The organism is Achromobacter sp. 1012554356 (assembly GCF_059760815.1).
On the sequence record NZ_JCBANC010000056.1, the window covers coordinates 1 to 15,879 of the forward strand.

The 15,879-nt window shown below is 67.2% G+C and carries 12 protein-coding genes and 1 pseudogene; 11 read left to right on the forward strand and 2 right to left on the reverse strand.

Features of this window, described 5'->3' with window-relative positions; genetic code table 11:
• From AC6LJW_RS23315 to AC6LJW_RS23335, 5 genes and pseudogenes are all read left to right on the forward strand, one after another.
• Nucleotides 1-472 (forward strand): annotated as a pseudogene (locus AC6LJW_RS23315) (DUF3300 domain-containing protein); the annotation flags it as partial.
• A gap of 23 nt (nt 473-495) precedes the next feature.
• Nucleotides 496-1,344 carry a DUF2950 family protein gene (locus AC6LJW_RS23320; RefSeq protein ID WP_498088374.1) on the forward strand — a complete coding sequence of 283 codons (849 nt, stop codon included), beginning with the start codon at nt 496-498 and terminating at the stop codon, nt 1,342-1,344.
• A gap of 241 nt (nt 1,345-1,585) precedes the next feature.
• Nucleotides 1,586-2,566, forward strand: coding sequence for a YncE family protein (locus AC6LJW_RS23325; RefSeq protein WP_056565095.1), 981 nt, complete (start codon nt 1,586-1,588; stop codon nt 2,564-2,566).
• Complete coding sequence (locus AC6LJW_RS23330; RefSeq protein WP_498088375.1) at nt 2,550-3,350, forward strand: polysaccharide deacetylase family protein; 801 nt, start codon at nt 2,550-2,552, stop codon at nt 3,348-3,350. The genes AC6LJW_RS23325 and AC6LJW_RS23330 overlap by 17 nt, the downstream gene beginning before the upstream one ends.
• Nucleotides 3,351-3,352: 2 nt before the next feature.
• On the forward strand, nt 3,353-4,360 hold the full coding sequence (locus tag AC6LJW_RS23335) for a sterol desaturase family protein (protein ID WP_056565089.1): 1,008 nt from the start codon (nt 3,353-3,355) through the stop codon (nt 4,358-4,360).
• Between the two features lie 65 nt (nt 4,361-4,425).
• Here AC6LJW_RS23335 and AC6LJW_RS23340 read toward each other — a convergent pair whose 3' ends face one another.
• Together AC6LJW_RS23340 and AC6LJW_RS23345 are read right to left on the reverse strand one after the other, a co-directional pair.
• Nucleotides 4,426-4,932: an acyl-CoA thioesterase gene (locus AC6LJW_RS23340; protein ID WP_056319320.1), complete on the reverse strand. Its 507-nt coding sequence runs from the start codon at nt 4,930-4,932 to the stop codon at nt 4,426-4,428.
• A 77-nt stretch (nt 4,933-5,009) separates the two neighbouring features.
• Nucleotides 5,010-6,557, reverse strand: a complete 1,548-nt coding sequence (locus AC6LJW_RS23345) for a DUF1254 domain-containing protein (RefSeq protein WP_498088376.1) — start codon at nt 6,555-6,557, stop codon at nt 5,010-5,012.
• Nucleotides 6,558-6,860: 303 nt separating this feature from the next.
• Here AC6LJW_RS23345 and fdnG point away from each other — a divergent pair, with 303 nt between their 5' ends.
• From fdnG to selB, 6 genes are all read left to right on the forward strand, one after another.
• On the forward strand, nt 6,861-9,929 hold the full coding sequence (gene fdnG / locus AC6LJW_RS23350; RefSeq protein WP_498088377.1) for a formate dehydrogenase-N subunit alpha: 3,069 nt from the start codon (nt 6,861-6,863) through the stop codon (nt 9,927-9,929).
• 10 nt (nt 9,930-9,939) lie between these two features.
• Complete coding sequence (gene fdxH / locus AC6LJW_RS23355; RefSeq protein WP_056565079.1) at nt 9,940-10,839, forward strand: formate dehydrogenase subunit beta; 900 nt, start codon at nt 9,940-9,942, stop codon at nt 10,837-10,839.
• Nucleotides 10,832-11,464 (forward strand): formate dehydrogenase subunit gamma, encoded by a 633-nt coding sequence (locus AC6LJW_RS23360; RefSeq protein ID WP_056565076.1) that lies wholly within the window; start codon nt 10,832-10,834, stop codon nt 11,462-11,464. Before fdxH ends, AC6LJW_RS23360 begins: the two co-directional genes overlap by 8 nt.
• 77 nt (nt 11,465-11,541) lie before the next feature.
• A complete protein-coding gene (gene fdhE / locus AC6LJW_RS23365) occupies nt 11,542-12,474 on the forward strand; it encodes a formate dehydrogenase accessory protein FdhE (protein WP_498088378.1) in 933 nt (310 codons plus the stop codon).
• Between the two features lie 24 nt (nt 12,475-12,498).
• A complete protein-coding gene (gene selA, locus AC6LJW_RS23370; RefSeq protein WP_498088379.1) occupies nt 12,499-13,929 on the forward strand; it encodes an L-seryl-tRNA(Sec) selenium transferase in 1,431 nt (476 codons plus the stop codon).
• A complete protein-coding gene (gene selB, locus AC6LJW_RS23375; protein ID WP_498088380.1) occupies nt 13,926-15,872 on the forward strand; it encodes a selenocysteine-specific translation elongation factor in 1,947 nt (648 codons plus the stop codon). The genes selA and selB overlap by 4 nt, the downstream gene beginning before the upstream one ends.
• The last annotated feature ends 7 nt before the right edge of the window (nt 15,873-15,879 follow it).

Consider the following 15,879-nt stretch of genomic DNA (forward strand, 5'->3'; position numbering starts at 1 on the left):
GGGGCAAGGGCAGGGGCCGCAAGCCGGACAGGGCGGGCGTGACCGCGGCGCTGGCGCCGCGCCGGCTGGCGCCTCGACGCAGGACCGCGCCCAGAACCGGTCAACCGGCGTCTCGACACAGGATCGCGCCCAGAACCGGTCAACCGGTGTATCGACCCAGGATCGTCCGCGCGACGGCGCTTCCAGCGTCGGGACCGGCGCCTCCACCCACGACCGGCAGGCCGCCGCCCAGCGCCAACGCGCCGACGAGACGGCCGCGCGCGACCGGGCACGGGCGTCCAACAGCCACAACGCCCTGAGCGGCGCGGGCGACGGCGACCGCATGCGGCAGCAGAACCAGCGCGGCGAAATGAGCCGCGGCGGCGGTGGGCATCGCAGCACCGGCGCCAGCGCGCCGCATCGTGGCGGCGGGGCAGGCGCCCATCGCGGCGGAGGCGGCGGCGCGCGTGGCGGTGGCGGCGGCCGGAGATAGGCACCATGGACAAGGGACTTCCTATGACGATCGCTCGTTTGCGCGCGCTGTGCGTGGCTTCGGTCCTTGGGCTCGGTGCGGCGGCGCCCGCCATGTCGCAGGCCGTGTATCCGAGCGCCCAGGCTGCGGCACAGGCGTTTACCGATGCGCTGGCCTTGAACGACGTCGACGCCCTGCGCAAAGTGCTGGGTCCGAACCACCGGCAGCTCGTGCCGGGCGGCGTCGACCAGGAAAGCATCTATCGCTACCTGGCGGCGTGGGTGCGCAAGCACGACATCGTGTCCGACGGCGGGCGTTCGTGGGTGGCGGTGGGCGATTCCGGATGGACGCTGCCGGTGCCGCTGGTGCGCGCCGGCCAAGGATGGCGGTTCGACCCGGTGACGGGCAAGGCGGAGATCCAGCGCCGCGCCATCGACCGCAACGAACTGACCGCCATCGAAACCCTGCAGGAACTTCAGGCCGCGCAGACCCGGTATGCGCAAGGGGTTGGCCAGGGCCGCTATGCCACGCGGCTGGTCAGCCGCGCCGGCGAGCGCGACGGACTCTACTGGCCCGACGTGCCGGGCGCGCCGCAGCAAGCCTTTGGTCCGGACGCGCTGGCCATGGGGCCCGACGTGCCCGTGGACGACGCGTATTTCGGCTATCGCTACAAGGTGCTGCCGGGCGGTGCGAATAACGCGTACCGCATCGTCGCGTGGCCCGCGCGTTACGGGCATACGGGCATCGGCACGTTTGTCGTGGGTCCGTCGGGGGGCGTTTTGGAGAGCGATCTGGGACCGTCATCGGCGGCGCGCGCAGCTGCCTTGAAGGAGGCCGACATCCGCGACGGCAACTGGGTCGACGCGAACGGACAGCCGGCGCCCGCCAAGTAGTTTTTTCGGGGCCATATGGTGGGAATGTGGCGCGCGGTTCGCGTTCAAAAGGCGCCCAGTTCAGCCGCTTTTGATGCGCCTGTTGCGACCTCGCAACAGGTCCGCGCGTTTGCCGCCCAAGCCTGTGCGGCGCCACGTTTCCGGCATCACCTGTGACCCATTTGTCAGGCGCCTGTGCCTAAAATGGCGAGCACCGGGTGCCTGCCCGATTTCCCCTTGCCGGATCTCCAAATTGAACCCCATGTCTTTTGTCCGCTACGCCCTTTTCGGCGTGGGGATGGCGCTTAGCGCCGCGGCGGCTTCGGCCCCGATTTTTGTCCTGAATTCCCTGGACGCCAACGTCAGCATCATCGATCCGGCCACCTACAAGGAACTGCGGCGCGTGCCCACCGGCAAAGAGCCGCATCACCTGTATCTGACGCCCGACGAAAAGTCGCTGATGATCGCCAACGCCACCGGCGATTCCATCACGCTGATGGATCCCAAGACGGGCGAAGTGCAGCGCACGCTGACCGGCATCGTCGATCCCTACCAGTTGCAGTTTTCGCCGGACATGAAGTGGTTCGTTACGGCGGCCAACCGCCTGGACCACATCGACATCTATGCCTGGAAGCCGCTGGAAAAGGGTTTCGACCTGACGCTGGTCAAGCGCATCCAAGCGGGCAAGACGCCCAGCCACATCATGATCGACAAGCACAGCACGACGGCCTACGTCTCGCTGCAGGACAGCGATCAGCTCATCGCCATCGACCTGGCCACGCAGACGCCCAAATGGACAGTGTCCACGGGCAAGACGCCTGCCGACGTGTTCCTGACCCCCGACCAGAAGACGCTGCTGGTGGCGCTGACCGGCGACTCGTACGTGGAAGCCTATGACGTCAGCAACGGCCCGGCCAAGCTGGTCAAGCGCATCCAGACCGCGGCGGGCGCGCACGCCTTCCGCGCGCAGGGCGACCACCGCCATCTGTTCGTCAGCAACCGCACCGCCAACTCCATCAGCCGCATCGACCTGCAGACGCTGGCCGTCGTCGACACCTTCCCGGTGCCCGGCGGTCCGGACTGCATGGACGTGCTGGCCGACGGCAAGACGCTGCTGGTCACCTCGCGCTGGGCGCGCAAGCTGACCGTGGTGGATCTGGAGCAGAAGAAGGTCGTCAATCAGGTGCCGGTCGGCAAGTCGCCGCACGGCGTGTGGACGCTGAACCATGCGCCGACCCGCTAAGGGCAAAGCCCGGTCCGCGGCCCTGTGCCTGGCGCTGGCGACCTCCGTTGCCGGCGCGGCCCCGCAGGCCACCTGCGACAAGCCCGTCTACCTGACGTTCGACACCGGCCACATGGGCGTCGCCCCGCTGGTGGCCGACGTGCTGGCCCGCCATCAGGTCAAGGTCACCTTCTTCCTGGCCAACGAGCGCACGTTGACCGACGGCACCAGCCTGGACGACGTGTGGGCACCGTGGTGGAAGGCGCGCGCCGCGGAAGGCCACGCGTTCGCTTCGCACACCTACGACCACGTCTACTGGCAAGGCGACCTGCCGGGCGGCAAGTTCCGCGTCAAGCCCAGCGCCGGGCCCGACGCCGGCAAGCGCGCCGAGTGGACCGCCGAGCAATACTGCGCCGAGATCCGCCGCCCCGTCGCCCGGTTCCACCAGATGACGGGCAAGGACATGCTGCCGCTGTACCGCGCGCCCGGCGGCAAGACCTCGCCCGCGCTGCTGAAAGCGGCCAAGGCCTGCGGCTTCGAACACGTGGGCTGGTCGCCAGCCGGCTTCCTGGGCGACGAGCTGCCCAGCGACAAATACCCCAACGCCAAGCTGCTGGACCAGGCGCTGCGGACCATCAAGCCCGGCGACATCCTGCTCGCCCATCTGGGCATCTGGTCGCGCCAGGACCCGTGGGCGCCCGCCGTGCTGGAACCGCTGATTGAAGGTTTGCAGCGCAAGGGCTATTGTTTTGCAACCTTGAACACCCATCCGGCCTATCGCGACTGGATCGCCACGCATCACTGATCATGGATACGCTTAGCCAACTCTTCGGGGACAGCCAGCAGTGGCTCTTCGAGACGGCGATTCAGCCCGCGCTGTTCCACCTGGGACTGAGCAACTTCATCGAGGACGCCTACGACGCCACCATGTGGCTGCTCGTGGGGCTGATTCAGATCGCGGTGCTGGTGCTGGTCCTGGGGCCCATGCAGCGCCTGCGTCCCGTGGAACCGATGACCGACCGCCGGCAGATCGGCATCGACGTGCTCTACACGCTGATCCATCGCCTGGGCGCCTTCCGGCTCCTGCTGTTCTTCACCATCGACCCGTTCTGGGACAGCATCTTCGGCCAGCTTCACGTTTGGGGCTTTGCGCCGTTCCAGCTGGATCAGTATTGGCCGGGGGTGACGGACAAGGCGTGGGTCAGCCTGATCATCTACCTGCTGCTCTTCGATGCGGTGGACTACTTCTACCATCGCGCGCAGCACCGTTTTGGCTGGCTGTGGGCGCTGCATGCCGTGCATCACAGCCAGCGCCAGATGACCATCTGGAGCGACGACCGCAACCACCTGCTGGACGACATGCTGCGCGACGTGCTGGTCGTGTTCGTGTCGCAGCTGGTGGGCGTGCCGCCCGCGCAGTTCGTCATGGTGGTGGCCATCACCCAGCTGGCGCAGAGCTTCTCGCACGCCAACCTGCGCATGCATTTCGGCGCGCTGGGCGAACGCATTCTGGTCAGCCCGCGCTTTCATCGCCATCACCATTCCATCGCCTACGACGCGTCGTCGCCGGGGCCGGTGGGCGGCTACAACTTCGCCGCGCTGTTCCCGATCTGGGATGTGCTGTTTCGCACCGCGCGGTTTGGCGTGGGCTACGGCCCCACCGGCATCCATGACCAGCAGGCCGAACTGGGCGGACGCGACTACGGGCGCGGCTTCTGGTCGCAGCAGTGGCTGGGCATCAAGCGCATGATCGGCCGAGACCGCGAGCCGGCCGCCGCGCCGCCCGCCCCGCCGGCGGGAATCGAGCGGGCATGAAAAACCCCCGCAGCTGGATACCCAGCGGGCGGGGGTGAACAGAGCGCTTGCGTCCCACGCGGTGATCAGGCGCCCGGCGTGTCGTGCGTCGTCTCGCGTTTGATCTCGCCGTGGCGGCGTTCCATTTCCTGACGCAGTTCGCGGCGCAGGCCGGCGGCCTTGAAGCGCTGCTTTTCCTCGTGCGTGCGCGGTTCCAGCGGCGGCACCGCGGTCGGGGCGCCCTTGTCGTCCACCGCCACCATCGTGAAATAGCAGCTGTTGGTGTGGCGCACCAGCTTCTTGCGGATGTCCTCGGTCACGACCTTGATGCCGATTTCCATCGACGTGCGGCCCGTGTAGTTCACGGCCGCCAGGAACGTCACCAGCTCGCCGACGTGGATCGGTTCGCGGAACACCACCTGGTCGACGGACAGCGTCACGACGTATTGGCCGGCGTACCGGCTGGCACAGGCGTAGGCCACCTGGTCCAGATATTTGAGGATGGTTCCGCCGTGTACGTTTCCTGAGAAATTCGCCATGTCAGGCGTCATCAGGATGGTCATCGACAATTGGTGGCTAAAGGCGTCGTCCATGGCGGGCGGCTCATTCATGAATAAAACGCTAATGGTAGCGGCTGGCGGCTGACATCGCGCCGTATTTTCGGGGGCATTCAGGGTTTCTTGGCGGGCGGCGTGGCGGGGGTGGCGGCAGTCGTCGGGACTTCCGTCTGTGCCGCGGTTTCCGGCTCAACTGCCGAATTGCTGGCCGCGGGAACCTCAGCCTCGGGCACATCCCGCCGCACCGCAGGCGGCGTCCACAAGCCGTCCCGCACCGCCGGTCCCGGCGCGTACACCCGCAGCAGCATCCCCACCGGCCCGGCCGCCGGAATCGGCAGCCAGTTCGACTGCTCCTGCGGCGGCGGCGCCGAGTTGCTGAAGACCAGGTCCAGCGAGCCGTCCGCGTTGTAACGCAGCGGGTCGCGGCTGCCGAGCGCCATGCGGTTGACCGGGTTGGGCACGGGCAAGCCCTGGCCGTCATACGCCGTCAGCGACCAGAATGCGGCCGTGTCGGGCAACCGGCCGTTGTCGAGATGCAGCGTATACCGGTGCGTGCCGTCCAGCAGCGCGCCGTCGCTGTCGGTGGCCAGCACCAGCACCGTCAAATCTTCGGGCAATCCGCTCCCCGGCTGCGCCTGCGCGGCTAGCGCGCGGCGCAGCCAGTCGTTGCCGTACACGCCGATGCTGCCCGTTTCCTGCAGCCAGCCGTCAGTGGCTCGCAACGAATGGCCAGCGGCCGCCGCCATGCGGTCGCGCGCGGCGCGTACGCCGCGGCGCATGCCCTGCTTGGCGGAATGATCGAGCTTGTCGAAGTCGAACGGCCGGCCGGGCCCCAGTCCCACGCGGCGCAGCAGGGCCAGCACGGGCTGGTCCGTCGCATGCGGCGGATGCTTGCGCAGCAGCTCCGCGGCATAGGTGAAGAACGCGTCGGTGGGCATCGAGTCCACTTGTTCGCTCACAGGGGTATTCAGATCGAGGGACGGGTCGGGCTTGGTGCGCGGCGCCTGCGCGGGCAGGTTCCATTGCGCCAACGGCGTCAGGACGAAGCCGTCCTGCAACGCGTTCACTGTCGCCTGCTCGGCGGGGCCGTGCGTCTCGATCATTCCCTTCGCCCAGGCGTGGACCGTAGGGGCGTCGATACGCGCCATGCCCGACGGCAGCGTGCCGCTCCAGCCCGGCGGCACGATCACGGTGCTGCCTTTGGCGGTGCCGGTGGTGCGCTTGCCCAGCGTCGCGAAGACGTCGGTCCACATGTCCAGCAGCGTCAGGGTGTACAGCCGGCCTGCCGTGTCGGGCACGGTCAGCACGACAGGCCCGTCCGTCAGATCCAGCCATGCGCTGCTGCGCAGCATGTCGACGTTCGTCCACGGCGTGGCATCGCCCGCGCGGGGCAGGGTGCGCCCGTGCTGAAACGTGTTGGCCGGCGCCCCATCGGCGCCCCGCGCCGGATGCGTGAACTGCCGGCGGGTCAGGTCCATCGCGACCAGCGGATAGAAATACAGATAGCCTTCTATCGCCGCCTGCTGGGCTGCCGCGGTGGCCGCAGCGGCGGGCGACAGCGCGGCGGGCGCCGCCTGAACGGACGCCTGGGGCATCAGGACGAAGGGCGTGAAGGCCAGCGATAGGACAAGGACTCGGGCCACGGGGGCAAAGCGGCGCATCGGCGCTCCAAAGGCATGCACAAACAAGAGAACTCTAATAAGAGGGGGCAGATCGCCAGCGGTCCGGACATGCTGCCGGACCAACGATGCCGCCGGCCATCGTAGCAGCGCTGCACTGCCGCAAAATCTGCGAAAAAAGCGCATTTTGCCGTCAAATTCAGACGAGGGCGGGGGGCGCATGCGTCCCTGGGCATGACGAGCGCCCTGCCCAAGGCCTATACTTCCTCACATTCCCTTGGAAGTCGTAGGGCTTTTTGTCCCTGAGATATCCGCTTCCTTCATTCACCAGGAGAGGAGTGCTTCATGGTCAACATGAATCGCCGCCAGTTCTTCAAGGTGACCGGTGCGACGCTGGCGGGCTCCAGCCTGGCCTTGCTGGGGGCTGCCCCCGGCACGGCCATGGCCGAGGTGCGCCAGTTCAAGCTTGCGCGCATGACCGAAACGCGCAACACCTGTCCCTACTGTTCGGTCGCCTGCGGTTTGCTGATGTACGGCTTGGGCGATGGCTCGAAGAACGCCCGCGCCAGCATCATGCACATCGAAGGCGACCCCGACCATCCCGTCAACCGCGGCACCCTCTGTCCGAAGGGCGCGGCCCTGATCGACTTCATCCACAGCCCCAACCGCCTCAAGTACCCGGAATACCGGGCGCCCGGTTCGGACAAGTGGGTGCGGATGTCGTGGGACGAAGCGCTGACGCGCATCACCAAGCTCATGAAGGACGACCGCGACGCGAACTTCGTCGAGAAGACCGCGGACGGCAAGACGGTCAACCGGTGGCTGACCACCGGCATGCTGGCCGCCTCGGCAAGCAGCAACGAGGTCGGTTACATCACGCACAAGACTGTGCGCAGCATGGGGATGCTGGCGTTCGACAATCAAGCCCGTGTCTGACATGGCCCGACGGTGGCAGGTCTTGCCCCGACGTTTGGCCGTGGAGCGATGACGAACCATTGGGTCGACATCAAGAACGCGGACATAGTTTTGATCATGGGCGGCAATGCCGCCGAGGCCCACCCGTGCGGGTTCAAATGGGTCACTGAAGCCAAGGCCCATAACAAGGCCAAGTTGATCGTCGTGGATCCGCGCTTTACGCGTTCGGCGTCCGTGGCGGACTTCTACGCGCCCATACGCACCGGCACCGACATCATCTTTCTGGGTGGCGTCATCAAGTACCTGTTGGATAACGACAAGATCCAGCACGAGTACGTGCGCAACTACACCGACTTTTCGTTCATCGTGCGCGAGGATTTCGCGTTCGACGCGGGGCTCTACTCGGGCTACAACGCCGAAAAACGCACCTACGACAAGCAGAGCTGGGACTACGAGCGCGGCGAGGACGGTTTCGTCAAGACCGATCCCACGCTGCAGCATCCGCGCTCGGTTTATCAGCTGCTCAAGAAGCACTACTCGCGCTACACGCCTGAAATGGTCGAGCGCGTCTGCGGCACGCCCAAGGACAAGTTCCTGACGGTGTGCGACATGCTCGCGTCCACGGCCACCACCAACCGGGCCGCGACCATCCTGTACGCGCTGGGCTGGACGCAGCATTCCATCGGTTCGCAGATCATCCGCACGGGCGCGATGGTGCAGCTGCTGCTGGGCAATATCGGCATCGCCGGCGGCGGCATGAACGCGCTGCGCGGCCACTCGAACATCCAGGGCCTGACGGATCTGGGCCTGATGTCGAACCTGCTGCCGGGCTACATGACGCTGCCAAACGAGCCCGAGCAGGACTACGCCAAGTACATCGACTCGCGCACGCTCAAGCCGCTGCGGCCGAACCAGCTCAGCTACTGGCAGAACTATCACAAGTTCCACGTCAGCCTGATGAAGGCCTGGTGGGGCGGCTCGGCCACGGCCGAGAACAACTGGGCGTTCGACTACTTGCCCAAGCTGGACAAGCTCTACGACATGCTGCAGGTCTACGAGCTGATGGTCCAGGGCAAGATGAACGGCTACATCGCGCAGGGCTTCAATCCGCTGGCCGCGGCGCCCAACAAGGCCAAGCTGAACGACGGGTTTGCCAAGCTCAAGTTCCTGGTCATCATGGATCCGCTGGTCACGGAAACGTCCGAGTTCTGGCGCAACGCCGGCGAGGCGAACGACGTGGATCCGTCCAAGATCCAGACCGAGGTCTTCCGCCTGCCCACCACCTGTTTTGCCGAGGAAGACGGCGCGCTGGTCAACTCCGGCCGCTGGCTGCAATGGCACTGGAAGGGCGCCGAACCCCCGGGCGAAGCCAAGAGCGACATCGAGATCATGGCGCTCATCTACACGCGCCTGCGCAAGATGTACGAACAGGACGGCGGCAAGTACCCCGATCCCATCGTCAACCTGTCGTGGCCGTATTCCAACCCGCAGAATCCCACGGCCGAGGAACTGGCCAAGGAATACACGGGCCGGGCGCTCGTGGATCTGCCCGATCCCAAGGATCCGACGAAGATCATGCGCCGCGGCGGCGAGCAGCTTGCCGGCTTTGCCGAACTGCGCGACGACGGCTCCACCGCCAGCGGGTGCTGGATCTTTGCCGGCGCGTGGGGCCCGGGCGGCAACCTCATGGCGCGCCGCGACAACAGCGATCCCACCGGCATCGGCCAGACCCTGAACTGGGCCTGGGCGTGGCCGGCCAACCGCCGCATCCTGTACAACCGCGCATCGTGCGACCTGGAAGGCAAGCCGTTCGATCCGCGCCGCAGCGTCGTGTCCTGGAATGGCAAGGCCTGGGTGGGCGCCGATATCCCCGACTTCAAGGGCGACGAGAACCCCGCGGGCGGCATGGGGCCGTTCATCATGAACCCCGAAGGCGTGGCGCGTTTCTTTGCGCGCGCGGGCCTGGCCGAAGGGCCGTTCCCGGAACACTACGAGCCCTTCGAAAACCCGCTGGGCTACAACCCGCTGCATCCCGACGCCAAGGGCGTCACCAGCAACCCGGCCGCGCGCATCTTCAAGGATGACCTCGCGGCCATGGGTACGGTGGAAAACTTCCCGTATGTCGCCACCACTTACCGGCTGACGGAACACTTCCACTACTGGACCAAGAACGTCCGCATCAACGCGATTCTCCAGCCCGAGCAGTTCGTGGAGATCGGCGAGGCGCTGGCCAAGGAACTGGGCATTCCCAACGGATCGCGCGTCAAGGTGTCGTCCAACCGCGGCTACATCAAGGCCGTGGCGCTCGTCACCAAGCGCATCCGTCCGCTCCTCATCGAGGGCAAGACGGTGCACCAGGTCGGGATCCCGATCCATTGGGGCTTCGTGGGCATCGCCAAGCCGGGCTTCCTCACCAACACCCTGACGCCATTCGTGGGCGACGGCAATTCCCAGACACCGGAATTCAAGTCGTTCCTGGTGAAGGTCGAAAAGGTATAGGAGAACCGACATGTCAATGCAATCCCTGGACATCAAGCGGCGCTCCGCCACCACCACGCCGCCGCCGGGCATCCGTGAACCCGTTACGGGCTCGGTGGCCAAGCTGATCGACGTCTCCAAGTGCATCGGCTGCAAGGCCTGCCAAAGCGCCTGCATGGAGTGGAACGACCTGCGCGACGAGATCGGCGTCAACGTGGGCGTCTACGACAACCCGGCCGACCTCACCGAGCACTCCTGGACCGTCATGCGCTTCTCGGAATTCGAGAACCCCGCCGGCGACCTGGAATGGCTGATCCGCAAGGACGGCTGCATGCACTGCGAGGACCCGGGCTGCCTGAAGGCCTGTCCCTCGCCGGGCGCCATCATCCAGTACAACAACGGCATCGTGGATTTCCACGAGGAAAACTGCATCGGTTGCGGCTACTGCATCACCGGCTGTCCGTTCAACATTCCGCGCATTTCCAAGAAGGACAACAAGGCCTACAAGTGCACGCTGTGTTCCGACCGCGTGGCGGTCGGCATGGAGCCCGCGTGCGTCAAGGCCTGTCCCACCGGCGCCATCGTCTTCGGCACCAAGGACGACATGCACCAGCATGCGGCCGAACGCGTCGAGGACCTGAAGTCGCGCGGTTTCGCGCAGGCCGGCGTGTATGACCCGCCCGGCGTGGGCGGCACGCACGTCATGTACGTGCTGCATCACGCCGACCAGCCGGGGCTGTACCACGGGCTGCCCGCCGATCCGAAGATCAGTCCGATGGTGTCGCTATGGAAGGGCCTGGCCAAGCCGCTGGGCCTGGCCGCGATGGCGTTCACTGCGCTGGCGGGCTTTTTCCACTACGCGCGCGTGGGCCGCAACGAAGTGACCGAGGAAGACGAACGCAGGGCCGAAGAGGAGGTGCGCCATGAGTGAAGACCGCCACTACCGCCGCATCAAGCGCTATACGCCGGGCGAGCGCACCAACCACTGGATCATCGCGCTCACGTTCATCCTGCTCGCGTTGTCCGGGCTGGCGCTCTTTCATCCGTCCATGTATTGGCTGTCCAACCTGTTCGGGGGCGGACCCTGGACGCGCATCCTGCATCCGTTCATCGGGGTGGTGATGTTCGTCTGCTTTGCCGTGTTTGCCGGGCACATGTGGCGCCACAACCTCATGACGAAGGCGGATCGCCAGTGGCTCAGGCAGCTCAACGACGTGGTCGAGAACCGCGAGGAAAAGCTGCCCGAGGTCGGCAAGTACAACGCCGGCCAGAAGCTGCTGTTCTACGTGCTGATCCTGTGCATGCTGGGGCTGATGGTCAGCGGCATCGTGATCTGGCGCGAGTATTTCGCGTTCTACTTCCCGATCTGGGTGGTCCGCGGCGCCTCGGTGCTGCACGCGGTTTGTGCGCTGGTGCTGATTTGCGCGATCATTGTGCATATTTACGCGGCGATCTGGGTGAAGGGGTCGCTCACGGCAATGCTGCGCGGCTATGTCACCGCCGGCTGGGCGTGGAAGCACCATCGCGCCTGGTTCCGGGAGCAGGTAAAGAAGTAATCCCCGGCATGTCGTGATCGACGGCTGCTATCCTCGTCGCAGGCTGGCAGCCGTATTTGTTTCTCTGGAGACGAGAATTGCAGCGAATTCTTCCGCGCGGCGAGATCGAAGCGCTAGACCATAACGCCATTCCCCGCATCACCCTGCCCGAACGGCAATCCGTCTTCGCCGCGCGGGCGGCGCGCCTGCGCCAGCTTGCCGATGGCAATCCGGTGGGCGATTACCTGCAGCTGATGGCGCATCTGGTCGATGCCCAGCATCGCGCGCTGCAGGACTGCGCGGCGCCGCCCGCCAGCGAAGACCGCATTTCGCTCGCGCAGGCGCACGGCATGCCGCCGCTGCAGGCCATCGGCTGGCCGCGCGATGCACTGTGGCGCCGCATCCTGGGCCAGTTGCTGGACGACGTGTCGCGCGCCCCGGGCGTGCCCGCCGAAGCCATCGACGTGTGCGCCGCGCTGCGGCGCGCGCTGGCCGACGACCCCGAATCGCTCGAAGACTTGGCGCAGGCCGTGCTATCCGAGCAGGACGAGGGCGTGGACAGCGCGGCCGCGCCCTTTGTCATGGCGGCGTTGCAGGTCTACTGGACGGACCTGGCCAACCGCTTCGATCCCAGACAACTGCCTGTCGCCAGCCCGTTCGGCGTGTGCCCGGTGTGCGGCAGCCTGCCGGTCGCCAGCATCGTGCGCGTCGGTGGCCAGTACGAAGGCTATCGCTACCTGTGCTGCAGCCTGTGCGCCACGCAGTGGCACATGGTGCGGGTCAAGTGCTCGCATTGCGAAGACGTGGAAAAGGTCGCGTACCAGTCCATCGAGGGCCGCACGCCCGCCATCAAGGCGGAAACCTGTGACAACTGCCACACGTACCGCAAGATCTTCTACCAGGACAAGGACCTGTACGTGGAGCCGGTGGCCGACGACCTGGCAAGCCTGATGCTGGACGTGCTGGTGGGCGAGGCGGGTTATTCGCGGTCCAGCGGCAATCCGCTGCTGTGGCATGGCGCCGAAGACTAGCGCCGCTCAATGACGGAGTCTCGCATGGCAGATCACCTGTCCGGCGCCGGCCTTGCTGCCGCGTCCGACATCCCCTCGCTGGACCGCCTGCTGAACGCGGACGCGTTGCAGCCGGCGCTGGAAACCCACGGCCGCACGCAAGTGGTGGCGGCTCTGCGCCGCGATCTGGACGCGCTGCGCAAGCGCGCGCTGGATGGCGGCGTGCCGCGTCACGAGCTTGAGGCGGCAGCGGTGGCGGCGCGCACATCGGCCGCGCTGGACGAGGCCGCGCAGCCGCGCCTGCGCGCGGTCTACAACCTGACCGGCACCGTGCTGCACACCAACCTGGGCCGCGCGCTGCTGCCCGACGAAGCGGTGGCGTCGGTGTTGCGCGCGCTGACCACGCCCGCCAACCTCGAGTTCGACCTGGACACCGGCGGCCGCGGCGATCGCGATGACCTCATCGACGACCTGCTGTGCGAGCTGACCGGCGCCGAGGCCGCCACGGTCGTCAACAACAACGCCGCGGCCGTCCTGCTGATGCTCAACGCCCTGGCGGACCGCCGCGAAGTGGTGGTGTCGCGCGGCGAATTGGTCGAAATCGGCGGCGCCTTTCGCATTCCCGACATCATGAAGCGCGCCGGCGCCAAGCTCGTCGAAGTCGGCACCACCAACCGCACGCACGCGGCGGATTATGAAAACGCCATCGGCCCGCGCACCGCGATGCTGATGAAGGTGCATTGCAGCAACTACGCGGTGACGGGCTTTACGAAAAGCGTGAGCGTCGCCGAGGTGGCGGCGTTGGCCCATGCGCGCGGCCTGCCGGCCACGGTGGATCTGGGCAGCGGCACATTGGTGGACCTGACGCAGTTCGGGCTGCCCAAGGAAGACACCGTGCGCGAGACCATCGCGGCGGGCGCCGACCTGGTCACGTTCAGCGGCGACAAGCTGCTGGGCGGGCCGCAGGCGGGCTTGCTGGTGGGCCGCGCCGACCTGATACGCAAGATCAAGAAGAATCCGCTCAAGCGCGCGCTGCGTGTCAGCAAGCTGACGCTGGCCGCGCTGGAACCGGTGCTGCATCTGTACCGCGCGCCGGAATTCCTGGCCCAGCGGCTGACGACGCTGCGCCTCCTGACTCGCCCGCTGCGCGATATCCAGCCGCAGGCCGATCGGCTGCGTGGCGTGCTGGCGCATGCGGCGGGCCCGGGCTATGCGGTCGAGGCGGTGCCGATGTTCAGCCAGATCGGCAGCGGCGCGCTCCCCATCGACCAGCTTCCCAGTTACGGACTGGCCGTGCGCCATGTGGGAACCGGTCGCCCCGGACGGCATCTGGACAGGCTGGAGACGCTGTTGCGCAAGCTGCCGGTGCCCGTCATCGGCCGGATCGCGGATGACGCGCTGTGGCTGGACTTGCGTTGTCTGGAAGCCCGCGACGAGGCGGCGTTTGCGGCGCAGCTAGCGGAGCCGCTGGCATGATCGTCGGGACCGCCGGTCACATCGACCACGGCAAGACGACGCTGGTGCGCGCGCTCACGGGCGTGGACACGGACCGGCTGAAGGAAGAAAAGGCGCGCGGCATTTCCATCGAACTGGGCTACGCCTACACGCCGCTCGCGAACGGCGACGTGCTGGGCTTCATCGACGTGCCGGGCCACGAGAAGCTGGTGCACACGATGGCGGCCGGGGCCAGCGGAATCGACTTCGGCTTGCTGGTGGTCGCAGCGGACGACGGCGTCATGCCGCAGACGCGCGAGCATCTTTCCATCCTGTCGATGCTGGGCGTGGCGCGCGGCGCGGTGGCGCTGACCAAGACGGATCGCGCGGACGCGGCGCAGCTGGAGACCGTGCGCGCCGAGATCGCAGCATTGGCGGAAGGTACTTTCCTGCAAGGCGCGCCAGTGTTCGGCACGAGTGCGGCGCAAGCCGGTGACTCGGGCGTGGCGGCGCTCAAGGAATATCTGCATGCGCAGGCTCAAGCCGTGGCGCGGCGCGAGGCCACGGGCTTGTTCAGGCTGGCCGTGGATCGCGTATTCACCTTGTCCGGCCACGGCACGGTCGTTACCGGCACGGCGCACGCCGGCCAGGTCCGCGCGGACGACGACGCGACCGATCTGCGCCTGATGCCGGCTGGCACACGCGTGCGCGTGCGCGGCATCCACGCGCAGAACCAGCCCAGCGAGACCGGCTCGGCCGGCCAGCGGTGTGCGCTGAACCTGGCGGGTATCGACAAGAGCGCCATCTCGCGCGGCGACTGGATCGCGGATGCGCGCTGCTTCCTGCCCTCCAAGCACGTCGACGTCGCGCTGACGCTGCTGCCGTCCGCGGATGCGCCCGTGCGGGCCTGGGCGCCGCTGCACGTGCATATCGGCGCGGCGCGCCACGTGGCGCACGTGGTGCCGATCAGCGCCGAGTCTTTGGCGCCGGGCCAGTCGGGATGGGTGCAGCTCGTGTTCGACGAACCGGTCTGCGCGATGCCGGGCGACCGCTACATCGTGCGCAACGCACAGGCGACGCGCACGGTGGGCGGCGGCCGGGTGCTGGATCCCAACGCCCCGGACCGCAAACGCCGGTCGGCGTCGCGGTTGGCGGGCTTGCAGGCGCTGACCGACATGTTGGACGGCGGCGGCCTTGCGCCGGTGCTGGCGCATGCGCCGCAGGGCCTGGACGAGTCGGCCTTGCAGCGTCTGACGGGTCTGCCGGTCAGCGAGATCACGGCGCCCGATGGCGCGGTGTGGATCGAACCGCGCAACGCGCAGGGCGCGCGCACGCTGATCCTGGCTGCGCATTGGAAGGCGCTGCGCGATCGGACCGAGCAGGCGTTGGCGTCGTTCCACCAAAGCGCGCCCGACGAACCCGGTCCGGACGGCGCGCGGCTGCGGCGCATGGCGATCCCTGCGATGCCCGACACGCTGTGGACGTCGCTGCTGGACGAACTGCAACGCGACGGCCGCATCGCGCGCAATGGCCCGTGGCTGCATCTGCCCACGCATTCCGCGACGCTGGGGCAAGCCGAATCCGCGCTCGCCGCGCGGCTGTTGCCGCTGCTGGATGCGGGCGCGTTCGATCCGCCTTGGGTGCGGGATCTGGCCAAGATGCAGGCGCAGCCGGAGGACACCGTGCGCCAGCTGCTGCGCAAGCTGCTGCGGCGCGGCGAGGTCGCGCAGGTGGTGAAGGATCTGTTCTATCACCGCGATCAGGTGCGCAGGCTGGCGGCGTTGGCGGCTGACTTGGCGGCGCAGCCCCAGGGCCTGAACGCCGCGGTGTTCCGGGACGTGACGGGTTTGGGCCGCAAGCGGGCGATCCAGATCCTGGAGTTCTTCGATCGCGTGGGCTACACGCGGCGGGTGCGGGATACGCATGTGCTGCGCGGCGAAAGCGCGTACGCGGCGATGCAGCCGCCCGCCGAGCCGGTATCATAGGCGGTCC